Here is a 21,990-nt window from a genome sequence, read left to right as displayed (position 1 = left end):
ACTTTCAGCCCGGGGTGGCGCGGTCGGCGTAATGAGGTATCTAGTGACGGACATCACGTCTCCTGCCTTCGGATCATCCGAGGGAGAAGACCATGTCCGTCACGCTGAACCGCCGCGCGCTGGCGATGCTGCGCGCGATCGCCGCCGGCCGAGCCGAACTCACCCGCAGCTGCGAACCGGACCTGAGGGTCGACGGCCTGCCCTGCTGTGACCAGACGACCGCGCACGACCTGGTCCGCGAGGGCTTGGTCCGTCCGGCGTCCGCGCTGGGCGGCGCGGTCGGGCAGTGGACGGAGGCTGAGCTGACTCCGGACGGCCTGCTCGCGCTCGGCGCTTGAGGTCAGCGCGCCGCGGCGACGGCCTTGTCGCCGGCCACCGCGGTGCGCGCCGAGCGGTTCCAGGTGACCCAGCCGTGGACGACCAGCGCGGCGAAGACAATGTAGATCGCGGCCGAGAAGTACAGGCCGGAGCTGATCTGCAGCGGCACGCCGATCGCGTCAACCACCAGCCACACGCCCCAGAACTCCACGAGCCCGACTCCCTGCGCGGCGAACGCGACGAGCGTCCCGACGAAGATCGCGGCGTCCGGCCACGGTGCCCACGAGGCGTCGAGTGCCTGGAGCGTCAGCGCCATCCCGACCGTGCCCAGCACGAACGCGCCGAGCATCACGGCCCGCTCGGTCCACCGGCCTTTGCGCACGACGACGCCGTACACCGGGTCGGTCCGGCGGTTCCAGGCCCACCAGCCGTAAAGCGAGATGAGCAGGATCGCGACCTGCCGCCCGGCGAGGCCGCCGAGATGCGCGGACGCGTAAACGGAGAAGAGCAGGACGGTCGCGCCGACCTGCACCGGCCAGGTCCACAGCGTCCGCCGCTGCGCGAGGAACACGACCGCGAGCGCGAACACCTGCCCGGCCAGCTCCGCGATCGAGATCCACTGGCCGAACACAGTCACGCCGTGGTGCAACAGGAAGTCCACGTCGGCACCCCTTCCGATCTACGCCTCCCAACATGCAACACGGAGCCTCCATTCCCGTGCCGATGTGAGACTGGAGACAGTCCCGCTCAGTGGACGCCGGAGCCGGACATGGCGAAGGCCCGGTGCCGGGGTGGCACCGGGCCTCCATCGCCCGAGCAAGCCCCGCGAACGCGGGGCAGACCGCAGGACCGCGCTGCCGAAGCAACGCGGCCCCCTGGTCACCGATCCGGCGGATCGGGAAGGCCGTCAGCGAAGCGGCCGACCGGGCTCGAATCCGGTCAGCAGCACGGCCCGACGCCAGTGAATGTCCGCGGATCAGCTCACTGCCCGCGGAATCACCGGCTCAACCTCCCAGCTGGTTCCGGCTCAGCGCTCCACTCGCCCGAAACCGGCCGGCGGAGTCGGCGGCTCCGGCGGGCGGCCGCCGTCCGCGGGCATCTGCCGGGTCTGCTCGCCGGGCTGCGGCAGGCTGCCCGACTGGGACTGCGGGTAGCTCTGCGTCCGGGCCTGCCCGGCGTGCGCGTGCTGTCCGCTCACCTGGCCCGGCTCCCGCGCGCTGGTGCCGGAACCCGAGCCGACCTGGCCCTGCAGGTTGGCCAGCCAGCCGCCCCACCGTTCCTGGGCGGGCTTGATCAGGCCGCCGCCGAAGCCGACGACGATCACGCCGCCCGCGGTCGCCAGCACCGCGATCAGCACCGGTCCGGTCACCGCCGTCGCGATGTTCACCTGGCCCAGCGCCGCGATGATGCCGAACGCCATCACCAGCCAGTACGCGACCGTGCTGAGCAGCCGTCCCGCCGGGCGGCCCGACAGCGCGCCCGCGACCATGTCCCGCACGACCTTCGCGATCGCCGCCGCCACGATGATCAGCACCACCGCGACCAGGATCCTCGGCAGGAACGCGATGATGTCGTTCAGCAGCTGGCTCACCGGGTTCGACTGCCCGAACACCCCGAACGCGAGCTGCAGCGCGATCAGCAGAATGAAGTAGTACACGAGTTTCACGAGCACCGTGGTGGCGTCGAGATTCGCGCCCTTCACCATTCCGGTCAGCCCGGTCTTCTCCACCAGCCGCGTGAAACCGAGTTTTCCGAGAACGAGCCCGAGGGCTTTGGACACGGCTTTCGCGATCAGCCAGCCGATCAAGAGGATGATCAGAAAGCCCACGAGTTTCGGGACGAACGTGGCCACCAGATTCCAGGCCTGTCCGAGTCCGTCCTTGAGTTGTTCACCCACGCTGGCTCCCTTCGCCGCGGTTCGACGTGGATTCCGGCACCGTCCTGTCGCACCGGGTCGCAGGACAGGTACCCACTGCACCCGAGTGCTGTGCACCACGATCGAGTGAGACGACTGGCGCGGGAAGATCAAGCACCGCCATACTTGTCCTACCGGTGGGGACCGGGGAGACGAGGCCGCTCGGCGCAGCGAAAACCGCAAGCGCCGAGCGGCCTCGAACATTTCCCGCTCTTTATTGCCGCGGACCAGCGCTTCCGAGACGAATAGGGTTCGGGTTTTCGCTCGCGTTCATCTGGCCTTCATGTTCGGGCGATTGGCGGGCCGCCGACGGATTTGCGTCCCGGCCTGCGCGCGGCGGCGGAGATGTCCGGACGGGAATCCCGGCGGGGCGCGGTCTGTGCGGTGCGAATTCGCGTCGGACGATGCCGGGCGGCGGCGAATTGCGCGGATCTTCCGACGCATCACCGGATAACCGCGAAGCGGCAATAGCGCTTGGCCGCCGGAGCGCGAGAGGCGGCGTGAAGGTCATTTACCGAGGCGCGGCGGACAAACGGGACGGCGCGATCGCGAGGCCGGCATTCACGCAACTCACCCGTTGCCGCTAACCCACGTGGGTTAGCGGCACCGCTGCCCAGGTCCCTCACCCGGTCGGAGCGGCCACCGAGAGTAGAGGTTTCCCGGCGCGGAAAAAAGAACCGGCGGGCCGCGGCGTCTGCCGCGACCCGCCGTAGCGGACTCGGGTGTCAGGCAGCGCTCAGCGCGTCCCGCAGCTTCACCTTCGCCCCGGTGCGCATCACCGCGTTGCGGTAGATCCGCGCGGCCAGCCAGATCAGCGCCGGGATGAGCGCGACCACCAGCCCGATCGACAGCACCGCCTCCCACACCGGCACGCCGCCCATCGCCAGCCGCATCGGCATCAGCGTCGGCGCGAACACCGGGATCAGCGACAGCACCTCGGCCAGCGGGCTGCCCGGGTTCGACGGCAGGATCGAAATCCCCACCACGTACCCGGCGATCACGAACATCAGCGCGGGCATCGTCGCGCCGCCCACGTCCTCCTGCCGCGACACCAGCGCGCCCAGCGCGGCGAACACGATCGAATACATGAAGAACCCGAGCAGGTACCAGACGATCAGCCAGACCACCGTGCCGATGGCCGCGTTCGCCGAGATCGTCAGCACTCCGAACCCGAGCCCGGCCGCCACGCCGGCCACGCCGATCGCCAGCATCTGGATCAGCCCGACGGTGCCGATGCCGAGCACCTTCCCGGCCATCAGCTGCCACGGTTTGATCGTCGACAGCAGCAGTTCGACCACCCGCGACGTCTTCTCCTCGACGACGCCCTGCGCGACGCTCTGCCCGTTGAGCATCAGCGACAGGTAGATCAGGATGCCCGCGATGATGCCGAGCACGAGCTGCTGCCCGTTGTAGTCATACGGTTTCTCGAGCGGCGGCAGTTCGTCGATCGCCGCCTCGGCGGTCGCCTGGTGCACCTTCGCCGGATCGCCGCCGAGGGATTCGATCTGCTGGTTGAGCGCCAGTTGCCCTTCGAGCACGGTGAAGGTGTTCTTCAGCTTCGCGTCCAAGGTCTTCTTCACCTGGACGTGGACCCGCTTCGCATCCTGCACCAGCAGCGCGTCGATGGAGCCGTCCTGCAGCTTCGCCTGGCCGGTCTTCTCGTCGGGCACCTGCTGCGTCGCGACGTTCTGGCCGATCGACTTCGCCGTCGCGGTCAGCGGCTGCGCCAGCTGCGACGCGGCCGGCACGTAGCCGACCGTCGCGTCGGCGCTCCCGCCGCCGTTGAAGAACTTGAAGATCAGTGCCAGCGCGACGACGATGATCACCATCACCAGCGTGGTGATGCGGTAGGCCTTGGAACTGACCCGCGTGCTGATCTCCCGCCCGGCCACCAGGCCGACCGCGGACAGCGGGCTCATCTGGACATCGGACCCGGTCATGCCGCGGCCTCCTGGTGCTCGGACACGACGGAACGGAACAACTCGGTCAGGGACGGCAGTTTCCGGGCGAATTCCCGCACCGGTCCGGTAGCCAGCGCGGCGCGCAGCACCGCCTGGTCGTCCGCGCCGTCGGCCAGTTCCAGTTCGGTCACCGCTCCCCGGCGGCCGATCACGGTGACGCCGGACAGCCCGGCCGCCCAGTTTTCGGGCGCCTCAGGGGCGTCCACGAGCAGCCGCGCCGTCCCGCCCGCGCGCAGTTCCGCGACCGTGCCGGACGCTTCCATCCGTCCACTTCGGACAATCCCGATCCGGTCGCACAGCCGCTCCACCAAATCCAGCTGGTGGCTGGAAAACACGACCGGAACGCCCTCGGCCGCCTTCTCCTTCAGCACGTCGCTCATCACGTCGACGGCCACCGGGTCCAGTCCGGAGAACGGTTCGTCCAGCACGAGAATCCGCGGTTCGTGCACCAGCGCGGCGGCGAGCTGCACGCGCTGCTGGTTGCCGAGACTGAGCTTCTGCACCTCGTCGTCGCGGCGCGCGGCCACGCCCAGGCGTTCGGTCCACCGCTCGCTCGACGCCTTCGCCGCGGCGGCGGGCATTCCGTGCAGCCGGGCCAGATACGTGAGCTGTTCGCCGACCTTCATTTTCGGGTAAAGCCCGCGTTCCTCGGGCATGTAGCCGATCTGCCGGCGCGTTTCGTGCGTGATCGGCTCGCCCGCGTAACGCACCTGGCCCGCGTCGGCGCTCAGCACGCCGAGCGCGATGCGCATGGTGGTCGTCTTGCCCGCCCCGTTGCTGCCGACGAATCCGAAAAGCTCCCCCGGCCGCACGTCGAACGTCATTTCCTCGAGCGCCACCACGGCGCCGTACCGTTTGGAGATCCCGTCGATCTCCAGTCCGGGCTCTGGCATGGCCCGTCCCCCTGTTCTCTTTTTCGCCCGGGGTGATCCCCTACCACCCCACCAGGGATCCTAGGCACTTCGGCGGAGCCGTGCCCACCACCTGAGGTCGCCGCGGCATCCGCCTAAAGTTGCAGGCCGGAGGCGGCACGTAGGATCGGATCCGACATGGCCGACACCACAGGGCGTCCCGCGCCCAAACACCACGGGCTGTCCGCGAAAACCCTGCGCAGCCTGGAGCACGCCTCCGGGCGGCTGGCGAGCGCGAGCGTCGCCGAAATGGAACGCCGCCTGGTCTGGTTCGCGCGGCTGCCCGCCGACCAGCGCGCCAGCGTCCTGCTGATCACGCAGACCGGAGCGAGCGGTTTCGTAGCGTGGCTGCGGGATTCGAAGGAAGCGCTGAAGCTCACCACTGAAGCGTTCCGCGACGCGCCGACCGAGGTGTCGCGCTGGATCAGCCTGCGCCAGGCCGTCGCGATGGTGCGGCTCGCGATCGAGGTATTCGAAGAACAGCTCCCCGAATTCGCCGCTTCGGAAGCCGAACGCGCGGCATTGATCGAAGGAATTCTGCGCTACGGCAGGGAAATCGCTTTCGCCGCGGCGAATTCCTATGCTGCCGCGGCGGAAGCGCGCGGTGCGTGGGACGCCCGGCTCGAAGCGCTCGTGGTCGACGGAATCGTCCGTGGCGACGCGGAAGAATCCGTCCTGTCGCGGGCCGCGGCGCTGGGCTGGGATCCGGCCGCCGCGGCGACTGTGCTGGTGGGGAATCCGCCTTCGGACGACCCTCCAACAGTGGTTTTCGACGTCCGCGCCCGCGCCGCGCGTGTGGGCCGCGCGGTGTTGCTGTCGGTGCAGGGCTCGCGGCTGGTGATCGTGATCGGCGGTCCCACCGAGGGCGGGCCGAAGGAACGCGAGATCCTCGCGCGGATGTCGACGGTGTTCGCGGACGGCCCCGTCGTGGCCGGTCCGACCGTGCCGACGCTGGCCGAGGCGCACCACAGCGCGGCCGAGGCGTTGTCCGGTTTGCGCGCGGTGGTCGGCTGGCCCGGCGCGCCGCGTCCGGTGCGGTCCGACGACCTGCTGCCCGAACGCGCGCTCTCCGGCGACCCGGGCGCGGAACGGCTTCTGGTCGATTCGGTGGCCCGGCCGTTGGAAGAGGCGGGGGCGGCGCTGCAGCGCACCGTCGAGACCTATCTGGACACTGGCGGGGTCCTGGAACGCTGCGCGCAAACGCTGTTCGTGCACCCGAACACGGTCCGGTACCGGCTGCGCAAAGCCGCCGAACTCACCGGTCGCAACCCGACCGACGCCCGCGACGCGCTCGTGCTTCGGGTCGCGCTCACCGTCGGCAGGCTCGCCCGCGCCCGCGGCCTCTGGTAACCACGCGAATCCCCGCTACGGCGATGCGGAGCACCGGCCAGCCGCGAGACTGCTCCGCAAACGTCCGTGAGGGGAACCCTGAGGGACTCTGAGTCCCTCAGGGTTCCCCTCACGGACGTCCTCGGCGGCAGTTGGCGGCGCGGTGCCGCACCGGGCGTGGCGGGTGACGGACTTCACGGCAAGCGCTGGTTGAATCCCACAAGGCGGATGGGTTAAGGACCGGGTTCTCCGGCGGGTCTTTGGAGGTTTCCTCCAATAACGCCGCACGGACTTGGTGACCGCCCGCAGCCGAAGCACGAGGGGACCCGTGGTCTCATAGACAGCGTGACAGTTGCAGTCCTCTCCCCCGGCCAGGGTTCCCAAGCCCCCGGCATGCTCGCCCCGTGGCTCGAGCTCGACGGCGCCCGCGCGCGCGTCGAAGAGTGGTCCGTCCGTTCCGGACTCGACCTGATCCGGCTCGGCACCGAGGCCGGAGCCGAGGAGATCCAGGACACCGCTGTCGCGCAGCCGCTGATCGTCGCCCTGTCGCTGCTGTCCTTCGAGCACCTGCCGGTGCCCGCCGACGCGCCGGTCGCCGGCCACTCCGTCGGCGAACTGGCCGCGGCCGCGATCGCCGGCGTGCTCGCCCCCGCCGACGCGGTCGCGCTCGCCGCGGTCCGCGGCGCGGAGATGGCCAAGGCGTGCGCGCTCGAGCCGACGTCGATGGCCGCGGTGATGCTCGGCGACCCCGACGAAGTCGCCGCGTGGCTGGAAAGCCAGGGTCTCGCCGCCGCGAACCGCAACGGGGCCGGGCAGATCGTCGCCTCCGGGTCCGCCGCCGCGATCGAGAAGATCGTCGCCGAGCCGATGGAGGGCACGAAGATCCGCGCCCTCAAGGTCGCCGGCGCCTTCCACACGCCCTACATGGCCTCCGCGGAAGACGCCCTGCGCGAGCACGCCGCCGGTCTTTCCCCGGCCGACCCGGTGCGCCCGCTGCTGTCCAATGCCGACGGCCAGGTCGTCACGAGCGGCGCGGAGTACCTGCGCAGGCTCGTCGCCCAGGTGACCCGCCCGGTCCGCTGGGACCTCACCATGGACGGCCTCGCCGCGCTCGGCGTGGACCGCACCGTCGAACTGGCGCCCGCGGGCACCCTGACCGGACTGGTCAAGCGGCAGCTCAAGGGCGTCGTCACCACTACCACCGCGCTGAAGTCGCCCGCCGAGCTGGCGGCGCTGCGCGAGGAGGACGCCCAGTGACCGCCCGCCCCACCATGCGCCTGGTTCAGGGCGCGCCCGCCGCCCGCATCCTCGGCTTCGGCAGCTACCAGCCCGACCGGATCGTCACGAACGACGACCTGTCGCAGGTCATCGACACCAACGACCAGTGGATCCGCGACCGCGTCGGCATCGTCGAGCGGCGGTTCGGCGAGAAGGACGACGTCCTGGTCGACTACGCGGTCGCCGCCGGGGCCGACGCCCTCGCCGACGCCGGCGTCGATCCGTCCGAAGTGGACACGGTCATCGTGCCCAACTGCACCATGCCGTCCCAAATCCCGAACGCGGCCGCGCAGGTCGCCGCGCGGATCGGCGTGCAGAGCCCCGGCGCGTTCGACCTCAACGCCGCGTGCGCCGGATTCTGCTACGGCCTCGGCGTCGCCTCCGACCTCGTGCGCGCGGGCTCGGCGAAGAAGGTCCTCGTGATCGGCGCGGAGAAGCTCACCGACGTGGTGGACCCGACCGACCGCGCGAACGCGATCATCTTCGCCGACGGCGCGGGAGCCGCGGTGGTCGGCGGGTCCGACGAACCGGGGATCGGCCCGGTGGTGTGGGGCAGCGCGGGCGACCTCGTCGACCTGATCTACATGCGCGACAATCAGTGGATCTACCAGGAGGGCCAGTCGGTCTTCCGCTGGGCGACCACGCAGATCGCGCCGATCGCGCTGCGCGCGCTGGAGGCCGCCGGGCTGCAACCGTCCGATGTGGACGTGCTGGCCCCGCACCAGGCGAACCTCCGGATCGTCGAGTCGATCGCCAAGAAGCTGCGCGCCAAGGGCGCGCGCGAGGACCTGGTGGTGGCCGACGACATCAAGTACTCGGGCAACACCTCGTCCGCCTCGATCCCGATGGCGCTGGACCACATGCGCAAGGCGGGAACGGCGAAAAGCGGCGACGTGGTGCTGGCGGTCGGCTTCGGAGCCGGGCTTTCCTATGCCGCGCAGGCGTTCGTCCTGCCCTGAGCGATACTTCCCCCGCGGGCGCCGTGCCCGCGAGCGGACCCGCAGAAGAACCGAGAAGGGAACAACACCGATGGCTGACAACACTGAGATTCTCGCCGGCCTCGCCGAGATCGTCGAAGAGGTCGCCGGCGTGGCTCAGGACGACGTCACCGAGGAGAAGTCGTTCGTGGACGACCTGGACATCGACTCGCTGTCGATGGTCGAGATCGCCGTGCAGGCCGAGGACAAGTTCGGCGTCAAGATCCCGGACGACGAGCTGGCCAACCTGAAGACCGTCGGCGACGCGGTGAACTACGTCTCCGCCAACTCGAAGTAAGCCCTCTTCGTACCCGGGCCCCGGTCCGGAGCCGACCCTTGGGGAGACTCCCATGAGCAACATCGACGTCGTGATCACCGGAATGGGCGCGACGACGCCGCTGGGCGGGGACGTCGCGTCCACCTGGGACGGTCTGCTGGCCGGCCGCAGCGGGATCAGCACGATCGCGGCGGACTGGGCGGAGGAGCTGGACCTGCCGGTGCGGATCGCGGCGCAGCTCGCCGTCGAGCCGACCGACATCCTGCCCCGCGTGCAGGCCCGGCGGCTCGACCGGTGCGAGCAGGTGGCGCTGATCGCCGCCCGCCAGGCCTGGGCCGACGCCGGGTTCGCCGAGCAGACCGACGAGCACACCGACGTCGAACCGGAGCGCCTCGGCGTTTCGATCGGCACCGGGGTCGGCGGGCCGGTGACCTTGCTGACCCAGAACGATCTGTTGCACCAGCAGGGTCTTCGCAAGGTGTCGCCGCTGACCGTGCCGATGCTGATGCCGAACGGCCCGGCCGCGCACGTGGGCATCGACCTGAAGGCGCGGGCCGGGGTGCACTCGCCCGCGTCGGCGTGCGCGTCCGGGGCCGAGGGCATCGCGAACGGCTACGAGATGATCCGGTCCGGACGGGCCGACGTGGTCGTCGCGGGCGGTTCCGAGGCCTGCATCCACCCGATCACCGTCGCCGGGTTCGCCCAGGCGCGCACGGTGTCGACGCGCAACGACGACCCGGCCGCCGCGTCGCGTCCGTTCGACGTGAGCCGCGACGGCTTCGTGCTCGGCGAGGGCTCCGGCGTGGTCGTGCTCGAGCGGGCCGACCGCGCGAAGGCCCGCGGCGCGCGGATCTACGCGAAGCTGGCCGGCTACGGCCTGACGTCGGATGCCTACCACATCACGGGCAACCACCCGGAGGGCATCGGGCAGATCGCGGCGATGCGCGCGGCGATGGCGATGGCCGGACTGTCCCCTTCGGACATCGGCCACGTGAACGCGCACGCGACGTCCACTGTGGTCGGCGACATCGGCGAGGCGGCGGCGATCCGCTCGGCGGTCGGCGAGCACCCGGTGGTCACCGCGCCGAAGGGCGCGCTCGGCCACCTCGTCGGCGGGGCCGGCGCGGTCGAGGGCATCGCGACGATTCTCGCGCTGTACGAGGGCATCGTGCCCGCGACGCTGAACCTCACCGAGCAGGACCCGAAGGTGCAGCTCGACGTCGTGTCCGGGGAGAACCGCAAGGTCGAACTCGCCGCGGCGCTGTCCAACTCGTTCGGCTTCGGCGGGCACAACACCGCGCTGCTGTTCACGCCGGCGAACTGAGTTCCCTTTCACGGCGAAGGGCCCCGCGGGATTCCCGCGGGGCCCTTCCTCGTTTCACCAGGTTTTCGGGATCAGCACTTGTCGTGTTCGGTGGCGGTGCCGTCGACGGTGTCGATCCGGTACGAACCGTGCTCGTACTTCATCGGCAGCACCAGCCGCCAGTTGATGCACGGGAACGGGAAGTCGAGAGGGGCCTCGTTGACCGACTGGGTGCTGGTGAACGCGACCAGTGCCCGCAGCGTGCCCTGCGCGCCCGGTTCGATGCGGTACAGCATGATGTTGACGTCCTTCGTGGACTGGAAGTTGCGGTGCCAGTCCACTTCCGGCGTCTTGCTGCGGCGCGCGTCGCTGACCGTCTCCGTCCAGGCGTCGTAGTCCTTGTGGTTGAGCGCGGTGAAATAAGCCTGCAGCACGGTCCGGACGGCGTCGTCCTGCGGATGATTCTCGGCGTCCGGGGCGACCGCGACCTGGACCGCGCCGGACTTGTCGGCCTGGCCGCCGCTGGTCGTGGCGGACGGCGCCATGGCCTCGCCGTCGGCCGCGCGCGGGGAATCGGGGCGGCGGTACAGCTCGCGGGCGAGCAGACCCCCGGCGACGGTGATGGACAGCACCACCACGAGCACAGGGATCAACCACCGCTGACGGGAGGGCGGGGTCGAAGGAACGCTCACCCGGGTGAGGGTACCGCGCTCGTTCACCCGACCTGGTGCAGCCAGGTGACCGGGGCGCCGTCCCCGGCGTGCCGGTACGGCTCGAGCGCCTCGTCCCAGGCCGCGGCGAGGAGTTCGTCCAGTTTGTGCGCGAGGGTTTCGCCGCCGCGGGTCATGCTGACGAGCGCGCGCAGCTGGTCCTCGCCCACGACGATGTCGCCGTTGGCGCTGGTGCGGCCGTGCCAGAGCCCGAGACCGGGCGCGAAGCAGAACCGCTCGCCGTCGACGCCCGCGCTGGGTTCCTCGGTGATTTCGAAGCGCACCATCGGCCACGCCTTGAGGGCGCCGGCGAGCTTGCCCGCCGTTCCTGCGGGCGCGCTCCAGCTGCATTCGGCCCGGAGCTGTCCCGGACTGGCCGGCTGGGCCGTCCACTTCAGCTCGACCCGGGCACCAAGGGTGCCCGAAATGGCCCACTCGACGTGCGGACATACCGCAGACGGCGACGAGTGGACGTACACCACGCCTCGGGTGCTGCCACGGGTGCTCACTGCTGACCTCCGCTTGTTCGACGAGGGACGTCTTCCCCTACGACCTCTCGAACCCTGCGCAGGTTGCGTAGCCTCCACGGCAGTTCCCGACCTGTGTAGCACATTCTGCACCCCAACCGTGCCGTTTGGCCACACGAACACCACAAGTCGCAGCGGACGACCCATTGCGGTGAGCCACGCCGACGCGCAGGCGCGGAGCACGGTTCCGGCGGCTCGGCACGCTAGCGTGGTGCACCGGAAACGCTGCGGATTCGACAGGAGAGTTTCGGTGCGACTGGTCCGTCTCGGGCAGCAGCCCGCACGCGTCGCGGAAGACGTGCGGGCCGCGCTGGCCTCCCTCGGCCGGGGGAGCACGGTGATCGGCGGCGTGGCGCTCGTCGGTGCCCGCCCGACCGGAGACCGTCCGGTCGAGGCGGTCGTGGTGCTGCCCGCGGGCGTGCTCGTCGTGATCGGCGTGGACCTGCCCGACCCGGCCCTGCGCCTCGAAGCCCCGCTGAGCGGCCCGTGGAAAGCGGACGGCTGGCCCCTCGTCCACGGCGACGACGTCAACCCCGCGACCGAGGCCCTCGACCTGTCCCAGGAATGCGAACGCCGCATCGCGGAACTCGGCGGAGGCCCGGTGGGCACGATCGTGGCAGTCGGCCCGTATGTGGAGACGGTCGACCAGCCGCCGGGCGACCTCGCGGGCCCGGTCCGGGTCCTGCACCCGACCCCGACGACGATGCTGGCGGCGACGGTCTCCCTGGCCACCGCCCGGCATCCGCGGTCGGTGGACCAGGCTCGGGCGTTGATCTCGGCGCTGGCTCCGGACGCGCCGGAGCTTTCGGACGAGGTTTTGCGGGGAGAGGGGTTCGTTCGGTTCGCGGACGACGTTCCGGTTCCTCCTGGGCCTCGGGCTCCCGGAGGTATGGGCTCCGCGGTTGCCGCGAGCGCCGTTGGCGCTGGCACGGTGAATCCCGGTTCTGCCGGGGCATCCGCTGGCGCACCGAACGTCACTCCGTCGAGTACTGCCGGATCAAGCACTGCTGGACCGGCTACCGCGAACAGTGCGGCCGGATCCGCTGAGCTTGGCGCAGTCGGGCAAGGTGCCACGTCGTCCGGTCCCGCCGGAACCACTGCGGCTGGATCCGATGCGGCTTCTTCCCACGCGGCCGGTTCCTCGTCCGACGCTGCCCGTACCAGCACCGCCAAGCCCGCCGCCAGCACTGCCGCCGTCGCTTCCAACGGCACCGGATCAGGTGCGGGCGGCCCCGGCACCGCTGCGCCCGCGACCAGTCCGGGACCGCAGGCGAGCCCGCAAAGCCCGGCAGGCCCGGGAAATACTCCGGAACTTCCCGTCTTCCCCGGAGCCGACAACAACACCACCGCCCCGGGGCCTGCTGGCTCTGCGGCTCCGAAGGCTGCTGCTTCCCCCAGCAAGCCTTCCGCGGCACCGAAATCCGCCGCTTCCCCGGCTCCTACGCTGCGGCAGAAGATCATCGCGGTGCGGCCTCCCCGGCCGGAGATTCCGTCGATCGAGCTGGCCTCGCTTTCCGAAGCGCCTACCGAGTCCACTGATCCGCCCGAGGCTCCGACCGAGAAGATGCCGTCTCCGGCCAAGCCACCGAGTGCTGGACGTCCGCCCGCGGCCGTTCCGCCGGTTGTGCCGGTGAATGTTCCTGGACCGAGCAGTCCTCCGCGAGGTGCGCCTCAACCTGTGCCGCCGGTTCCGGCCGCCGCGACGGGGGCAGCCAGCACCGGAACAGCCACCGCAGCGGGCACCGGAGCAGCCGCCAGCACGGGGGCAGGAACAGGCGCAGCAGGGACAGGGGCCACTGCGGCAGCCGGGCCGAACACCCCGGCCGGGCCGGGAAAGCCGGGCTCCCGGACCGTCAAGTGGGTGCCGATCGCGGCGATCGTCTTGCTGGTCGCCTTGGTGGTGTCGGCGATCGTCGTGGCGACCAGCGGCAGCGACGACACCGCCGCCGCACCGCCCGCCAGCAGTGCGCCGCCGCCCAGCAGCGTCCCGAGTCCGGTGCCGAGCAGCGTCACGTCGAGTGCTCCGCCGGCGCCGACTCTCACCTTCGAGCCCCGGGCGAGCAGCGCGGACCAGAAGTGCGCCTCGCACGCGTTCGGGGACGTCCAGGCGAGTCTCCAGCAGACCAGTTGCTCCGCGGTCCGTCGCGCGAGCTACACGGCGCTCGTGGACGGCCGGCCGGCCGCGGTCACCGTCGCGGTGGTCGAGTTCTCCGACGCCGGACAGGCCGATCACCTCAAGCAGATCGCCGACAACCCGGGCGGCGGCGGGATCCTGGACGTCGCCACGGAGACCGGCAAGTGGCCTTCGGGGCCGCCGCAGTTCGACGGCGCCGCCTACGCCAGCAAGATCGACGGGAACGGCGTGCGGCTCGTGCAGGCGGTCTGGCAACCCGGACCGTCCACAGCGGACGATCCCGGACTCGCTCGTGCGGCGAAGGGTGCGCTCGACTTGCAACTGCCGTCCTGAGCAACCAACTCAGCGACGGACCCTCCGCCGGGCAGCCGAGCCTAGCGCCGCAAGTGCCATCGTCAGCGAAGGGCTCGGTGCCACCCGGTCTAGCGGCCAGCCGGTTCTAGGCACGGCAGCGAAGCGCGCGACCGCCGTCCCGCAAACCAGCCCTCACTGCCACCCGCTCTCCAGCAGGTCGAAGGCCACGTCCACCATCCGCGGCGGGTCGTCCGTGCGATCGGCCAGCACGGCCGTCTCCAGCGCGAAATGCGCCAGCACCGCACACCGCGGATCGTCCTCCGGCGCACCGGTTTCCGCCGCGATCGCCCGGCTCAGCGTGTGCTCGTGGCCCATCCACATCTTGTGCCAGTACTCGGCCAGCGCGGGCGTCTCCCGCACCAACCGCAGCAGCGGTGCGGCCTCCGCGCGGATGCCGGACGTCGCCCGGACGTGCATGTGCGCACGAAGCGCCGCCAGCACCGACGTGCCCTCGGGACGGTCCCGCACCGCCGAAACCAGTGCCTCGTCGATCTCCGGCTCCCGGTCGAAAACGAGAGCTTCCTTGGTCGGGAAGTGCTTCATCAGCGTGGTGGTGGACACGTCCGCGGCGTCGGCGATCTCGCGCACGGTCACCTGGTCGTAGCCGCGCTCCAGGAACATCCGCAACGCGGCATCGGCCAGCGCCTGGCGGGTCGCCGCCTTTTTGCGTTCACGACGGCCGGGAACGGGGGCACTGGTCATGCCCCGACGCTACCTGAAGTGGCACGACCACTTAAGTGACACGAGACCACCCAAATCAGAGCCCGTAAGCCTCCAGCAGCCGCAGCCACACCTCGCTGATCGTCGGGAACGCGGGCACCGCGTGCCACAACCGGTCCAGCGGGACCTCGCCGACGACGGCGATCGTCGCTGAGTGCAGCAATTCCGCCACGTCCTGGCCGACGAACGTGACACCCAGCACGACGCCGCGTTCGGTGTCCACGACCATCCGCGCTTTGCCCTGGTACCCGTCGGCGTGCAGCGAGGAACCGGCGACCGCGATGTCGATGTCCACGACCCGGTCCGTGGATCCGTCGCGCGCCTCGGTGAGGCCGACTGACGTCACCTCCGGGTCGGTGAACACCACTTGCGGCACCGCGTGATGGTCGGCGGTCGCGCTGTAGCGGCTCCACGGCTCGGTCGAGATCTCCTCGCCGCGAGCACGGGCGGCGACCGAGTCGCCGACGACGCGGGCGGCGTATTTTCCCTGGTGGGTCAGCAAAGCGCGGCCGGTGACGTCACCCGCGGCGTAGAGCCAGCCACCCTCCACAGCGGACACCCGGCCGCTTTCGTCGACCTGGAGCGGGCCGTCAGTGGGCAGGCCGAGCACGTCCAGCCCGATGGTGCTGGTCGCGGGCGCGCGGCCGGTCGCGACCAGCAGTTCGTCGACCACGATCTCGTCGCCGCCGGCCAGTTTCAGCTGCGTGCCACCGTCCACAACGGACACTTCGCGCAAGCCGGAGTTCGGGTGCACGCGGACGCCTGCCTCGCGCAATCCGTCCAGCACCAGGTCGCCGGCGAACTCCGGCAGCCGCGGCAACGGGCGGTCGCCGGTGATCACGAGGTCGACCTGCGCGCCGAGCCGCGCCCACGCCTGCGCCATCTCGACGCCGACCACGCCGCCGCCGAGCACGCCGAGCCGTCCGGGCACCGCGGTCGCCGACGTCGCTTCCCGCGAACCCCACGGCTTAATCGTGTCCAGCCCCGGAATCCGCGGCGTGTGCGGAACGCTGCCAGTGCACACGATCACCGCGTGCCGGGCGGAGAAAACGCGGCCGTCGTCGAGAGCGACCTCGCGCTCGCCGGTGATCCGGCCGTAGCCGCGCACGGGTTCGATGCCCGCGCCGCGCGCCCATTCGACCTGGCCGGAGTCGTCGCCCTTGCCGGTGAACCAGTCGCGGCGCGCGAGCACCTTCTCCGGATCGAGCGCGTCCCCGATCGGCACGCCGGGCATCCGCTTGGCCGCGGCGAGCAGGTTTCCCGGGCGCAGCAACGCCTTGCTCGGGATGCACGCCCAGTACGAACACTCCCCGCCGAACCGTTCGTGTTCGACGAGCGCCACCTTCAGCCCGCCCATGGCTGCCCGTTCGGCGGCCACTTCCCCGACCGGACCCGCCCCGATGACCACGACGTCGAAAGTCTCTGCTGCCATGCGCACAGCGCACACCACCGCGCAGGTTCGCGCAAGCCTGCCGGTATTCTCGGGAGAGAGCTGCAAGAAACCGGCGGCACCGAGAATTCCGGGTCGTCGCCGTGCCGGTTGCACGCACGACCACGATCGAGCACGGGAGGCTCCCATGGCGAGGAACACCGCTGTCCGCACACTGGACGACCTGACCGGCGGACGCGCGGCGGAAACCGTCGCGTTCGCGCTGGACGGCGTCGATTACGACATCGACCTCGGCGCCCGCAACGCGGCTGCGCTGCGGCGATTGCTGGAGAAGTACGCGAAGGCCGGCCGCCGGACGGGCGGGCGGAAGCTTCGGCCGCGGCTGATCGCCGGGGCGAAGAAGGCCGAGCCGAAGCCGGTGGCGGAGAAGGCCCCCGCGGCGGCCACGAGCGGGAAAGCCGTTGCTGGCAAGAAGACTGCCGGAAAGGCAGCTTCCGCCACCCCGGCGCGGACCGCGAAGACCCCGGCGAAGACTGCCCGAACGGGTGGCGCGACCGGCACGGCGAGCCGGACCGCAAAGGCTCCGGCCAAGTCCGCGGCCGCCAAGCCGACGAAGGCCGCTGCGACCAAGACCACCGCCAAGTCGACGAAAGCCGCTGCGGTCAAGACGCCCGCTGCCAAGACGGCGAAGACCGCGACGATCAAGGCAGCCGCACCCACGAAGACGGCCACGGCGAAAGCCACCGCACCGGCGAAGACCGCGACGGCCAACGCAGCCGCACCCGCGAAAACGGCCCCGGTAAAAACCACCGCACCGGCCAAGACCGCGACGGCCAAGACAAACGCACCCGCGAAGGCAGCCCCGGCAAAGACCGCGCCGGTCAATGCAGCCGCACCCGCGAAGGCAGCTCCCGCGAAAACCGCCGCACCGGCACCAGCGAAGGCAGCCGCCAAGCCGCGCCGCCGTACGGCCAGCGAAGTGCCGCCGGTGCTGTTCTCCGCCTCCGGCAACTGATCCGGTCCGTGAAGGGCCCCTTGAGGGAATCTGATTCCCTCAAGGAGCCCTTCACGGCGTCTCGGCCAAGAGCACGCGGATGTGACTGCCTGGCAAGACAATCACGAACGCTGGCGTCCTTCGGCGTGCCAGTCCGGGTATTCGTAGCGGCTCCACAGCAATGACCGCTGCCGCTCCAACTCCCCCGCCGTCGGTTCGCGCGGAGGGAGCGGGCCGAGCAGTCCCGCGGCAGCCGCGCGGACGGTGTCTTCCACCTCTGCCAACGGCAACCGCACGCCATGGTCGACCAGAGACGCGACCTTGCTCCGGTGCGAGTCCAACGGCTTCGGGTCCGGCGGCGGACCGGTGAGGTAAGCGCCGACGCGAGCAGCGTCCGTGTCGACCAGCAGCGTCGAATGCGCCAGCAGCACGTCTTTGGTCCGGAACACCGCGAAGCCGCACAGTTTCGCGTCGCCGACGAAGATGCCGCGGTCGCCGATTCTGGCCGGGAGACCGAGTTTCTCCACTGCGGCGGACATCACCAGGCCGAGCATTTCCAGCGGACGAGGCGCGGGGCCGGGCAGCACGAGCGTCACGTTGAGGTTGCCCGGGTCGTGGAACACCGTGCCGCCGCCGCTGGCTCGCCGCAGTACCGGCACGCCGTCGCGAGCGCATTCCTCGACGCGGACTTCGCGGGCGATCCGCTGACCGCGCCCGACCACGACGCACACCGGGTTCCGCCACAGCCACACGACCGGCCCGGCCGGGCCTTCGCGCAGCAGTGCCTCGTCGAACGCCAGGTTTTCGGCTGGGTCGGTGAATTCGGCTCGGACTTCCGACCCGCTCGGCATAGCGTTCCTCCACGATCTGCTGGACTTCGGGATCGTAGAGCAGGCTCAGGACGCGGCCGGGCCGAGCAGGTCCCAGCGGTTGCCCGCGATGTCGCGGAATACGACGACCTGGCCGTACGGCTCGGTCCGCGGTTCGCCGAGGAACTCCACCCCGGCGTCGCGCATCCGCTGATAGCTGGCCTGGAAGTCGTCCGCGCGCAGGAAAAACCCGACGCGGCCGGCGTGCTGGTCGCCGACCGCGCGGGACTGCCGGTCGCCGTCGGCCTTCGCCAGCAGGATGCCGGTTTCGCCGCCGGGCGGGCGGACGACCACCCACCGCTTGGGGCGGCCGTCGTTGGTGAGCGACGGCGAATCCTCGGCCAGGTCGAAACCCAGCGCGCGGGTGAAGAAATCGATCGCCTCGTCGTAGTCGTCGACGATGATCGCGGTCAGCTGAAGGAAGGCCATGCCGCTAAGGCTGCCAGTGCGGCACGCCGAGCAGGATCATCCGGAGCCGTTTTTCGGCCGCGACCAAGGTCCGCTCGTCGGCGGCGGTGTCGCCGGGGCGGATGTCCAGCAGTTCGGCGACCGTGCCGAGCATCGCCGTGACGATGAGGTCGGCCAGCAGGTGCAGGTCCTCGGTGGGCCAGGTGCGCAGCGGGTCGAAGCGCGCCAGGTCCAGTGCCAGGTCGCTGGAGAACATCCGCATCTCGACCGCGATCGCCCGGGACACCGCTCCAGCACCGGCGTAACGCTCGCGCGTGACGAACCGGAAGTGGTCCTCGTGCTCGCGGACGTGCCGGTGCAGCGTGTGCACCGAAGCCCGGATCATGCCGCCGTAGCCGCGCTGCTCGGTGCGCGCGCCGCGAAGCATGCCGCGCAGCGTGCGCGTGGTCTCCTCGACCAGCGCGACGCCCAGCTCCTCCATCGACGAGAAATGCCGGTAGAACGCCGTCGGCACGATGCCCGCGGCTTTCGCGACCTCGCGCAGCGAAAGGCTGGCGAAACTCCGGTCGGCGAGCAGATCGAGCGCCGCGTCGAGCAATGCCTGACGGGTGCGCTGTTTGCGCTCCTGCCGGCTCACCGGGCCGGCTGGCTCCTCGACTGCGGACACGTCGAGCAGCGTACTGGCGATCGTCGCATGGCCCACGTCACATCACCTCGCTTCCGCGTTGACAGGCCCCGGGGCCTTGCCCCCACACTAGTCAGTGTACGACTGTGCACTCAACCTCTGGAGGGGTGATGACCGCACTGCTCCCGCGCCGCGTGCGCGGACTCGTCTCGCTAGCCGAGGCGCTGCTCACCCCGCACGGCGCGGACCGGTACCTCGAACTGGTCGACCCGATGCTGGTGCGGCGCGAGATCCGCGGCCGCGTCACCGCCGTGCGGCATCAGACGCCGGACACCGTCACCTTCACGGTGCGGCCGAGCCGGGCGTGGCAGGGCTTCCGCGCCGGGCAGTACGTGCGGATGCAGGTGGAGATCGACGGCGTGCGCCGGACCCGCTGCTACTCGCCGTGCGGCGCGCAGGGCAGCGGCGACCTGGAGTTCACCGTGAAAGCCGACCCGAACGGGCTGGTGTCGCGGCATCTGCAGGACACCGCCGTCGGCGCGGTAGTGGGACTTTCGCCCGCGGACGGCGAATTCACCCTGCCGTCGCCGCGTCCGGACCGGATCGTGCTGATGAGCGGCGGCAGCGGGATCACGCCAGTGCTCGCGATGGCTCGGACGCTCGTCGCCGAGGGCCACCCCGGCGAGATCGTGTTCCTGCACTACTCGAACACCCCCGCGGACGCCCTCTACCGCGCCGAACTGGCCGAACTGGCCGCCCGGCACCCGGCGTTCCGCGTGGTCAACGCGCACACTCACGCCCGCCGCGGCGGCGACCTGCACGGCCTGTTCTCCGTCGAGCACCTGGAGAAGGCCGCGCCGTGGTTCCGCGAGGCCGAGACGTTCCTTTGCGGCCCCGCTCCGCTGATGGCCGCTGCCCGCGAACTCTTCGAGAACGAAGGGTTGAGTGCACGACTGCACACCGAAGAGTTCACGGCAGCGCCGTTGACCTTCGACACCGCGGCCGCCGAGGGCCGGGTGCGCTTCGCCCGCAGCGGCCGCGAGTGCGACAACTCCGGCAAGCCGCTGCTCGAACAGGCCGAGGAAGCGGGCCTGACGCCGGAACACGGGTGCCGGATGGGCATCTGCTTCTCCTGCACGCAGCTCAAAACCGCCGGACGCGTCCGCAACGCCCGCACCGGCGAGGTCTCCGGCGAGGAGAACGAAGAAATCCAGCTCTGCGTCAGCGTCCCCGTCGGGGACGTCGAAATCGACGCCTGACCACCGGAGGAAGCGATCATGACCGGATTGCAGGACCGCCTGACCCCCGAACAGGTCGAGGAATTCGGCCGCGAACTCGACGCGCTGCGCCAGCGGATCGTCGACGACCTCGGCGAGGAAGACCTCGAGTACATCCGCAAGATCATCAAAACCCAGCGCGCGCTGGAGGTGACCGGCCGCGGCCTGCTGTTCGCCGGCTTCCTGCCGCCCGCGTGGCTCGCCGGCGTCGCGGCGCTCTCCGCAGCGAAAATCCTGGACAACATGGAGATCGGCCACAACGTGATGCACGGCCAGTACGACTGGACGCGCATCCCGGAGCTGAGCTCGCAGCGGTTCGAATGGGACACCGTCGCGCCGGCGGAGAACTGGCGGCATTCGCACAACTACATCCACCACACCTACACCAACATCGTCGACAAGGACCGCGACGTCGGCTACGGAATCCTGCGGATGGACCCGGCGCAGAAGTGGCACCCGTACTACCTGGGCAACCCGGTGTACGCGACGCTGCTCGCGCTGCTGTTCCAGTGGGGCGTCATGCTGCACGACCTGGAGGTCGAGCGGGTCGTGAAGGGCGAGCGCACCTGGGCGGAAAACGTGCCGGTGCTGCGCCGGATCGTCCGCAAGGCCTCGCGCCAGATCGGCAAGGACTACGTCCTGTTCCCGCTGCTGACCGGCCCGCTCGCGCCGCTGACGCTGCTGGGCAACGCGAGCGCCAACCTGGTCCGCAACCTGTGGGCGTTCTCGATCATCTTCTGCGGCCACTTCCCGGCGGACGTCGAGAGCTTCACCGAGGAAGAGACCGAGAACGAGTCGCGCGGCCAGTGGTACCTGCGCCAGATCCTCGGCTCGGCGAACATCACCGGCAACCCGCTGTTCCACATTCTCTCGGGAAACTTGTCGCACCAGATCGAACACCACCTGTTCCCGGACCTGCCCGCGCGCCGCTACCCGCAGATCGCCGGAGAGGTGCGGGAAATCTGCGAGCGCTACGGCCTGCCCTACAACACCGGCCCCCTGCACAAGCAGCTGTGGTCGGTAGCGAAGAAGATCGTGCGGCTGGCCCTCCCCGGAAAACCGGGCCCGACCGCTACCGTGGATCCGGAACGGCAACTCCGAGCAGCCTGAGGAAGCCCATGGTCGGCCCATTCGAAAGTGGCAAGGACACCGTGCAGGAGCTGACGGAGTCCGCAGCCAACCACATCGGGAAGATCGCCACCATCATCACTGGCGCGGTCCGCGACATAGCCCGCGAAACAGGCGACTGGTTCACGGACGTGATCGAAATGCGCGAAGCGGCACAACGCGCGAAGGAAGACGAAGCCCGCCTGGACAAGACCCCCGAAACGGACTGACTCCGTGGTCCTGTCCCCGCAGCTTCTGTGAGGGGAACCCTCACAGACTCTGATTCCCTCAGGGTTCCCCTCACGGACTTCGGCAGTCCGTGAGGGGCCCCTTCACGGCCCACCACCCGCTTCACGGACCACCACCCGCCCAACAGCCGCCAACGCACCCAACTCGCAGTGCACCCACACCACCCCCGCACCCCGATACGAAGCCAAAATGCGGACGGCGGGTGCTTGTCAAGGCATCTTTCCCGCCTTGACAAGCACCCGCCGTCCGTCATCACAATCAAGCTTCGGGGTGCCCCACGCACGACCGTGCGCAATGTCGCCGCCAGGCGACGAGGTAGGGCTACCCCCCGCCCAACCACACAAGCCAGCCCCGTAC

Annotated in this window: 22 protein-coding genes; 11 read left to right on the top strand and 11 right to left on the bottom strand. The window is 70.3% G+C overall.

The features are described from left to right. Positions 1–92 precede the first annotated feature (92 nt). On the top strand, positions 93–338 hold the full coding sequence (locus D0D37_RS37410; RefSeq protein WP_116205311.1) for a hypothetical protein: 246 nt from the start codon (positions 93–95) through the stop codon (positions 336–338). Between the two features lie 2 nt (positions 339–340). Here D0D37_RS37410 and D0D37_RS37405 read toward each other — a convergent pair whose 3' ends face one another. The 4 genes from D0D37_RS37405 to D0D37_RS37390 form a co-directional block, all read right to left on the bottom strand. Continuing rightward, the gene (locus D0D37_RS37405) at positions 341–979 is read right to left on the bottom strand and encodes a nicotinamide mononucleotide transporter family protein (RefSeq protein WP_116205310.1); all 639 of its coding nucleotides are present in this window, start codon (positions 977–979) and stop codon (positions 341–343) included. Positions 980–1,345: 366 nt separating this feature from the next. Next, positions 1,346–2,215 (bottom strand): mechanosensitive ion channel family protein, encoded by an 870-nt coding sequence (locus D0D37_RS37400; protein WP_116205309.1) that lies wholly within the window; start codon positions 2,213–2,215, stop codon positions 1,346–1,348. A 743-nt stretch (positions 2,216–2,958) separates the two neighbouring features. Further along, positions 2,959–4,173: an ABC transporter permease gene (locus D0D37_RS37395; RefSeq protein WP_116205308.1), complete on the bottom strand. Its 1,215-nt coding sequence runs from the start codon at positions 4,171–4,173 to the stop codon at positions 2,959–2,961. After that, positions 4,170–5,087: an ABC transporter ATP-binding protein gene (locus tag D0D37_RS37390; RefSeq protein WP_116205307.1), complete on the bottom strand. Its 918-nt coding sequence runs from the start codon at positions 5,085–5,087 to the stop codon at positions 4,170–4,172. The genes D0D37_RS37395 and D0D37_RS37390 overlap by 4 nt, the downstream gene beginning before the upstream one ends. 156 nt (positions 5,088–5,243) lie before the next feature. Here D0D37_RS37390 and D0D37_RS37385 point away from each other — a divergent pair, with 156 nt between their 5' ends. From D0D37_RS37385 to D0D37_RS37365, 5 genes are all read left to right on the top strand, one after another. Continuing rightward, positions 5,244–6,455, top strand: coding sequence for a PucR family transcriptional regulator (locus D0D37_RS37385; RefSeq protein ID WP_116205306.1), 1,212 nt, complete (start codon positions 5,244–5,246; stop codon positions 6,453–6,455). A 324-nt stretch (positions 6,456–6,779) separates the two neighbouring features. Further along, on the top strand, positions 6,780–7,691 hold the full coding sequence (locus D0D37_RS37380) for an ACP S-malonyltransferase (RefSeq protein WP_116205305.1): 912 nt from the start codon (positions 6,780–6,782) through the stop codon (positions 7,689–7,691). A 14-nt stretch (positions 7,692–7,705) separates the two neighbouring features. Continuing rightward, positions 7,706–8,671, top strand: a complete 966-nt coding sequence (locus D0D37_RS37375; protein WP_162834662.1) for a beta-ketoacyl-ACP synthase III — start codon at positions 7,706–7,708, stop codon at positions 8,669–8,671. Positions 8,672–8,741: 70 nt separating this feature from the next. After that, positions 8,742–8,987, top strand: coding sequence for an acyl carrier protein (locus D0D37_RS37370; RefSeq protein WP_009074690.1), 246 nt, complete (start codon positions 8,742–8,744; stop codon positions 8,985–8,987). Between the two features lie 52 nt (positions 8,988–9,039). Further along, positions 9,040–10,290 carry a beta-ketoacyl-[acyl-carrier-protein] synthase family protein gene (locus D0D37_RS37365; protein WP_116205303.1) on the top strand — a complete coding sequence of 417 codons (1,251 nt, stop codon included), beginning with the start codon at positions 9,040–9,042 and terminating at the stop codon, positions 10,288–10,290. 71 nt (positions 10,291–10,361) lie between these two features. Here the strand turns inward: D0D37_RS37365 and D0D37_RS37360 are convergent, their stop codons facing one another. Then, positions 10,362–10,961: a hypothetical protein gene (locus tag D0D37_RS37360; protein ID WP_167493624.1), complete on the bottom strand. Its 600-nt coding sequence runs from the start codon at positions 10,959–10,961 to the stop codon at positions 10,362–10,364. A gap of 23 nt (positions 10,962–10,984) precedes the next feature. Beyond that, positions 10,985–11,488, bottom strand: coding sequence for a DUF3145 domain-containing protein (locus D0D37_RS37355; protein WP_093576929.1), 504 nt, complete (start codon positions 11,486–11,488; stop codon positions 10,985–10,987). A gap of 268 nt (positions 11,489–11,756) precedes the next feature. Between D0D37_RS37355 and D0D37_RS47610 the strand changes: the two genes are divergently transcribed. Then, on the top strand, positions 11,757–13,973 hold the full coding sequence (locus D0D37_RS47610) for a hypothetical protein (RefSeq protein WP_116205301.1): 2,217 nt from the start codon (positions 11,757–11,759) through the stop codon (positions 13,971–13,973). A 153-nt stretch (positions 13,974–14,126) separates the two neighbouring features. Here D0D37_RS47610 and D0D37_RS37345 read toward each other — a convergent pair whose 3' ends face one another. Together D0D37_RS37345 and D0D37_RS37340 are read right to left on the bottom strand one after the other, a co-directional pair. Further along, a complete protein-coding gene (locus D0D37_RS37345) occupies positions 14,127–14,696 on the bottom strand; it encodes a TetR/AcrR family transcriptional regulator (protein ID WP_116205300.1) in 570 nt (189 codons plus the stop codon). 55 nt (positions 14,697–14,751) lie between these two features. After that, positions 14,752–16,146, bottom strand: coding sequence for a dihydrolipoyl dehydrogenase family protein (locus D0D37_RS37340; protein WP_162834659.1), 1,395 nt, complete (start codon positions 16,144–16,146; stop codon positions 14,752–14,754). Positions 16,147–16,291: 145 nt separating this feature from the next. Here D0D37_RS37340 and D0D37_RS37335 point away from each other — a divergent pair, with 145 nt between their 5' ends. Then, positions 16,292–17,119 (top strand): Lsr2 dimerization domain-containing protein, encoded by an 828-nt coding sequence (locus D0D37_RS37335; protein ID WP_116205299.1) that lies wholly within the window; start codon positions 16,292–16,294, stop codon positions 17,117–17,119. Positions 17,120–17,220: 101 nt separating this feature from the next. Here D0D37_RS37335 and D0D37_RS37330 read toward each other — a convergent pair whose 3' ends face one another. Genes D0D37_RS37330 through D0D37_RS37320 form a run of 3 tightly spaced genes read right to left on the bottom strand, consistent with a single transcriptional unit; the run spans position 17,221 to position 19,078 of the window. Continuing rightward, positions 17,221–17,949 (bottom strand): lipoate--protein ligase family protein, encoded by a 729-nt coding sequence (locus D0D37_RS37330; RefSeq protein WP_116205298.1) that lies wholly within the window; start codon positions 17,947–17,949, stop codon positions 17,221–17,223. Positions 17,950–17,994: 45 nt separating this feature from the next. After that, on the bottom strand, positions 17,995–18,396 hold the full coding sequence (locus D0D37_RS37325) for a VOC family protein (RefSeq protein WP_116205297.1): 402 nt from the start codon (positions 18,394–18,396) through the stop codon (positions 17,995–17,997). Positions 18,397–18,400: 4 nt separating this feature from the next. Then, positions 18,401–19,078: a TetR family transcriptional regulator gene (locus D0D37_RS37320; protein WP_116205296.1), complete on the bottom strand. Its 678-nt coding sequence runs from the start codon at positions 19,076–19,078 to the stop codon at positions 18,401–18,403. A gap of 92 nt (positions 19,079–19,170) precedes the next feature. On the opposite strand from D0D37_RS37320, the gene D0D37_RS37315 reads away from it, so the two are divergent. The 3 genes from D0D37_RS37315 to D0D37_RS37305 are packed head-to-tail and all read left to right on the top strand — an operon-like array spanning position 19,171 to position 21,614. Next, positions 19,171–20,259, top strand: a complete 1,089-nt coding sequence (locus D0D37_RS37315) for a ferredoxin reductase (protein WP_116205295.1) — start codon at positions 19,171–19,173, stop codon at positions 20,257–20,259. A gap of 18 nt (positions 20,260–20,277) precedes the next feature. Further along, on the top strand, positions 20,278–21,387 hold the full coding sequence (locus D0D37_RS37310; protein ID WP_116205294.1) for a fatty acid desaturase family protein: 1,110 nt from the start codon (positions 20,278–20,280) through the stop codon (positions 21,385–21,387). An 8-nt stretch (positions 21,388–21,395) separates the two neighbouring features. Continuing rightward, positions 21,396–21,614 carry a hypothetical protein gene (locus D0D37_RS37305; RefSeq protein WP_116205293.1) on the top strand — a complete coding sequence of 73 codons (219 nt, stop codon included), beginning with the start codon at positions 21,396–21,398 and terminating at the stop codon, positions 21,612–21,614. Positions 21,615–21,990 lie beyond the last annotated feature (376 nt).

Source organism: Amycolatopsis circi, from assembly GCF_003385235.1.
Lineage (GTDB): Bacteria > Actinomycetota > Actinomycetes > Mycobacteriales > Pseudonocardiaceae > Amycolatopsis > Amycolatopsis circi.
This window is presented reverse-complemented; position numbering and strand designations above follow the sequence as displayed.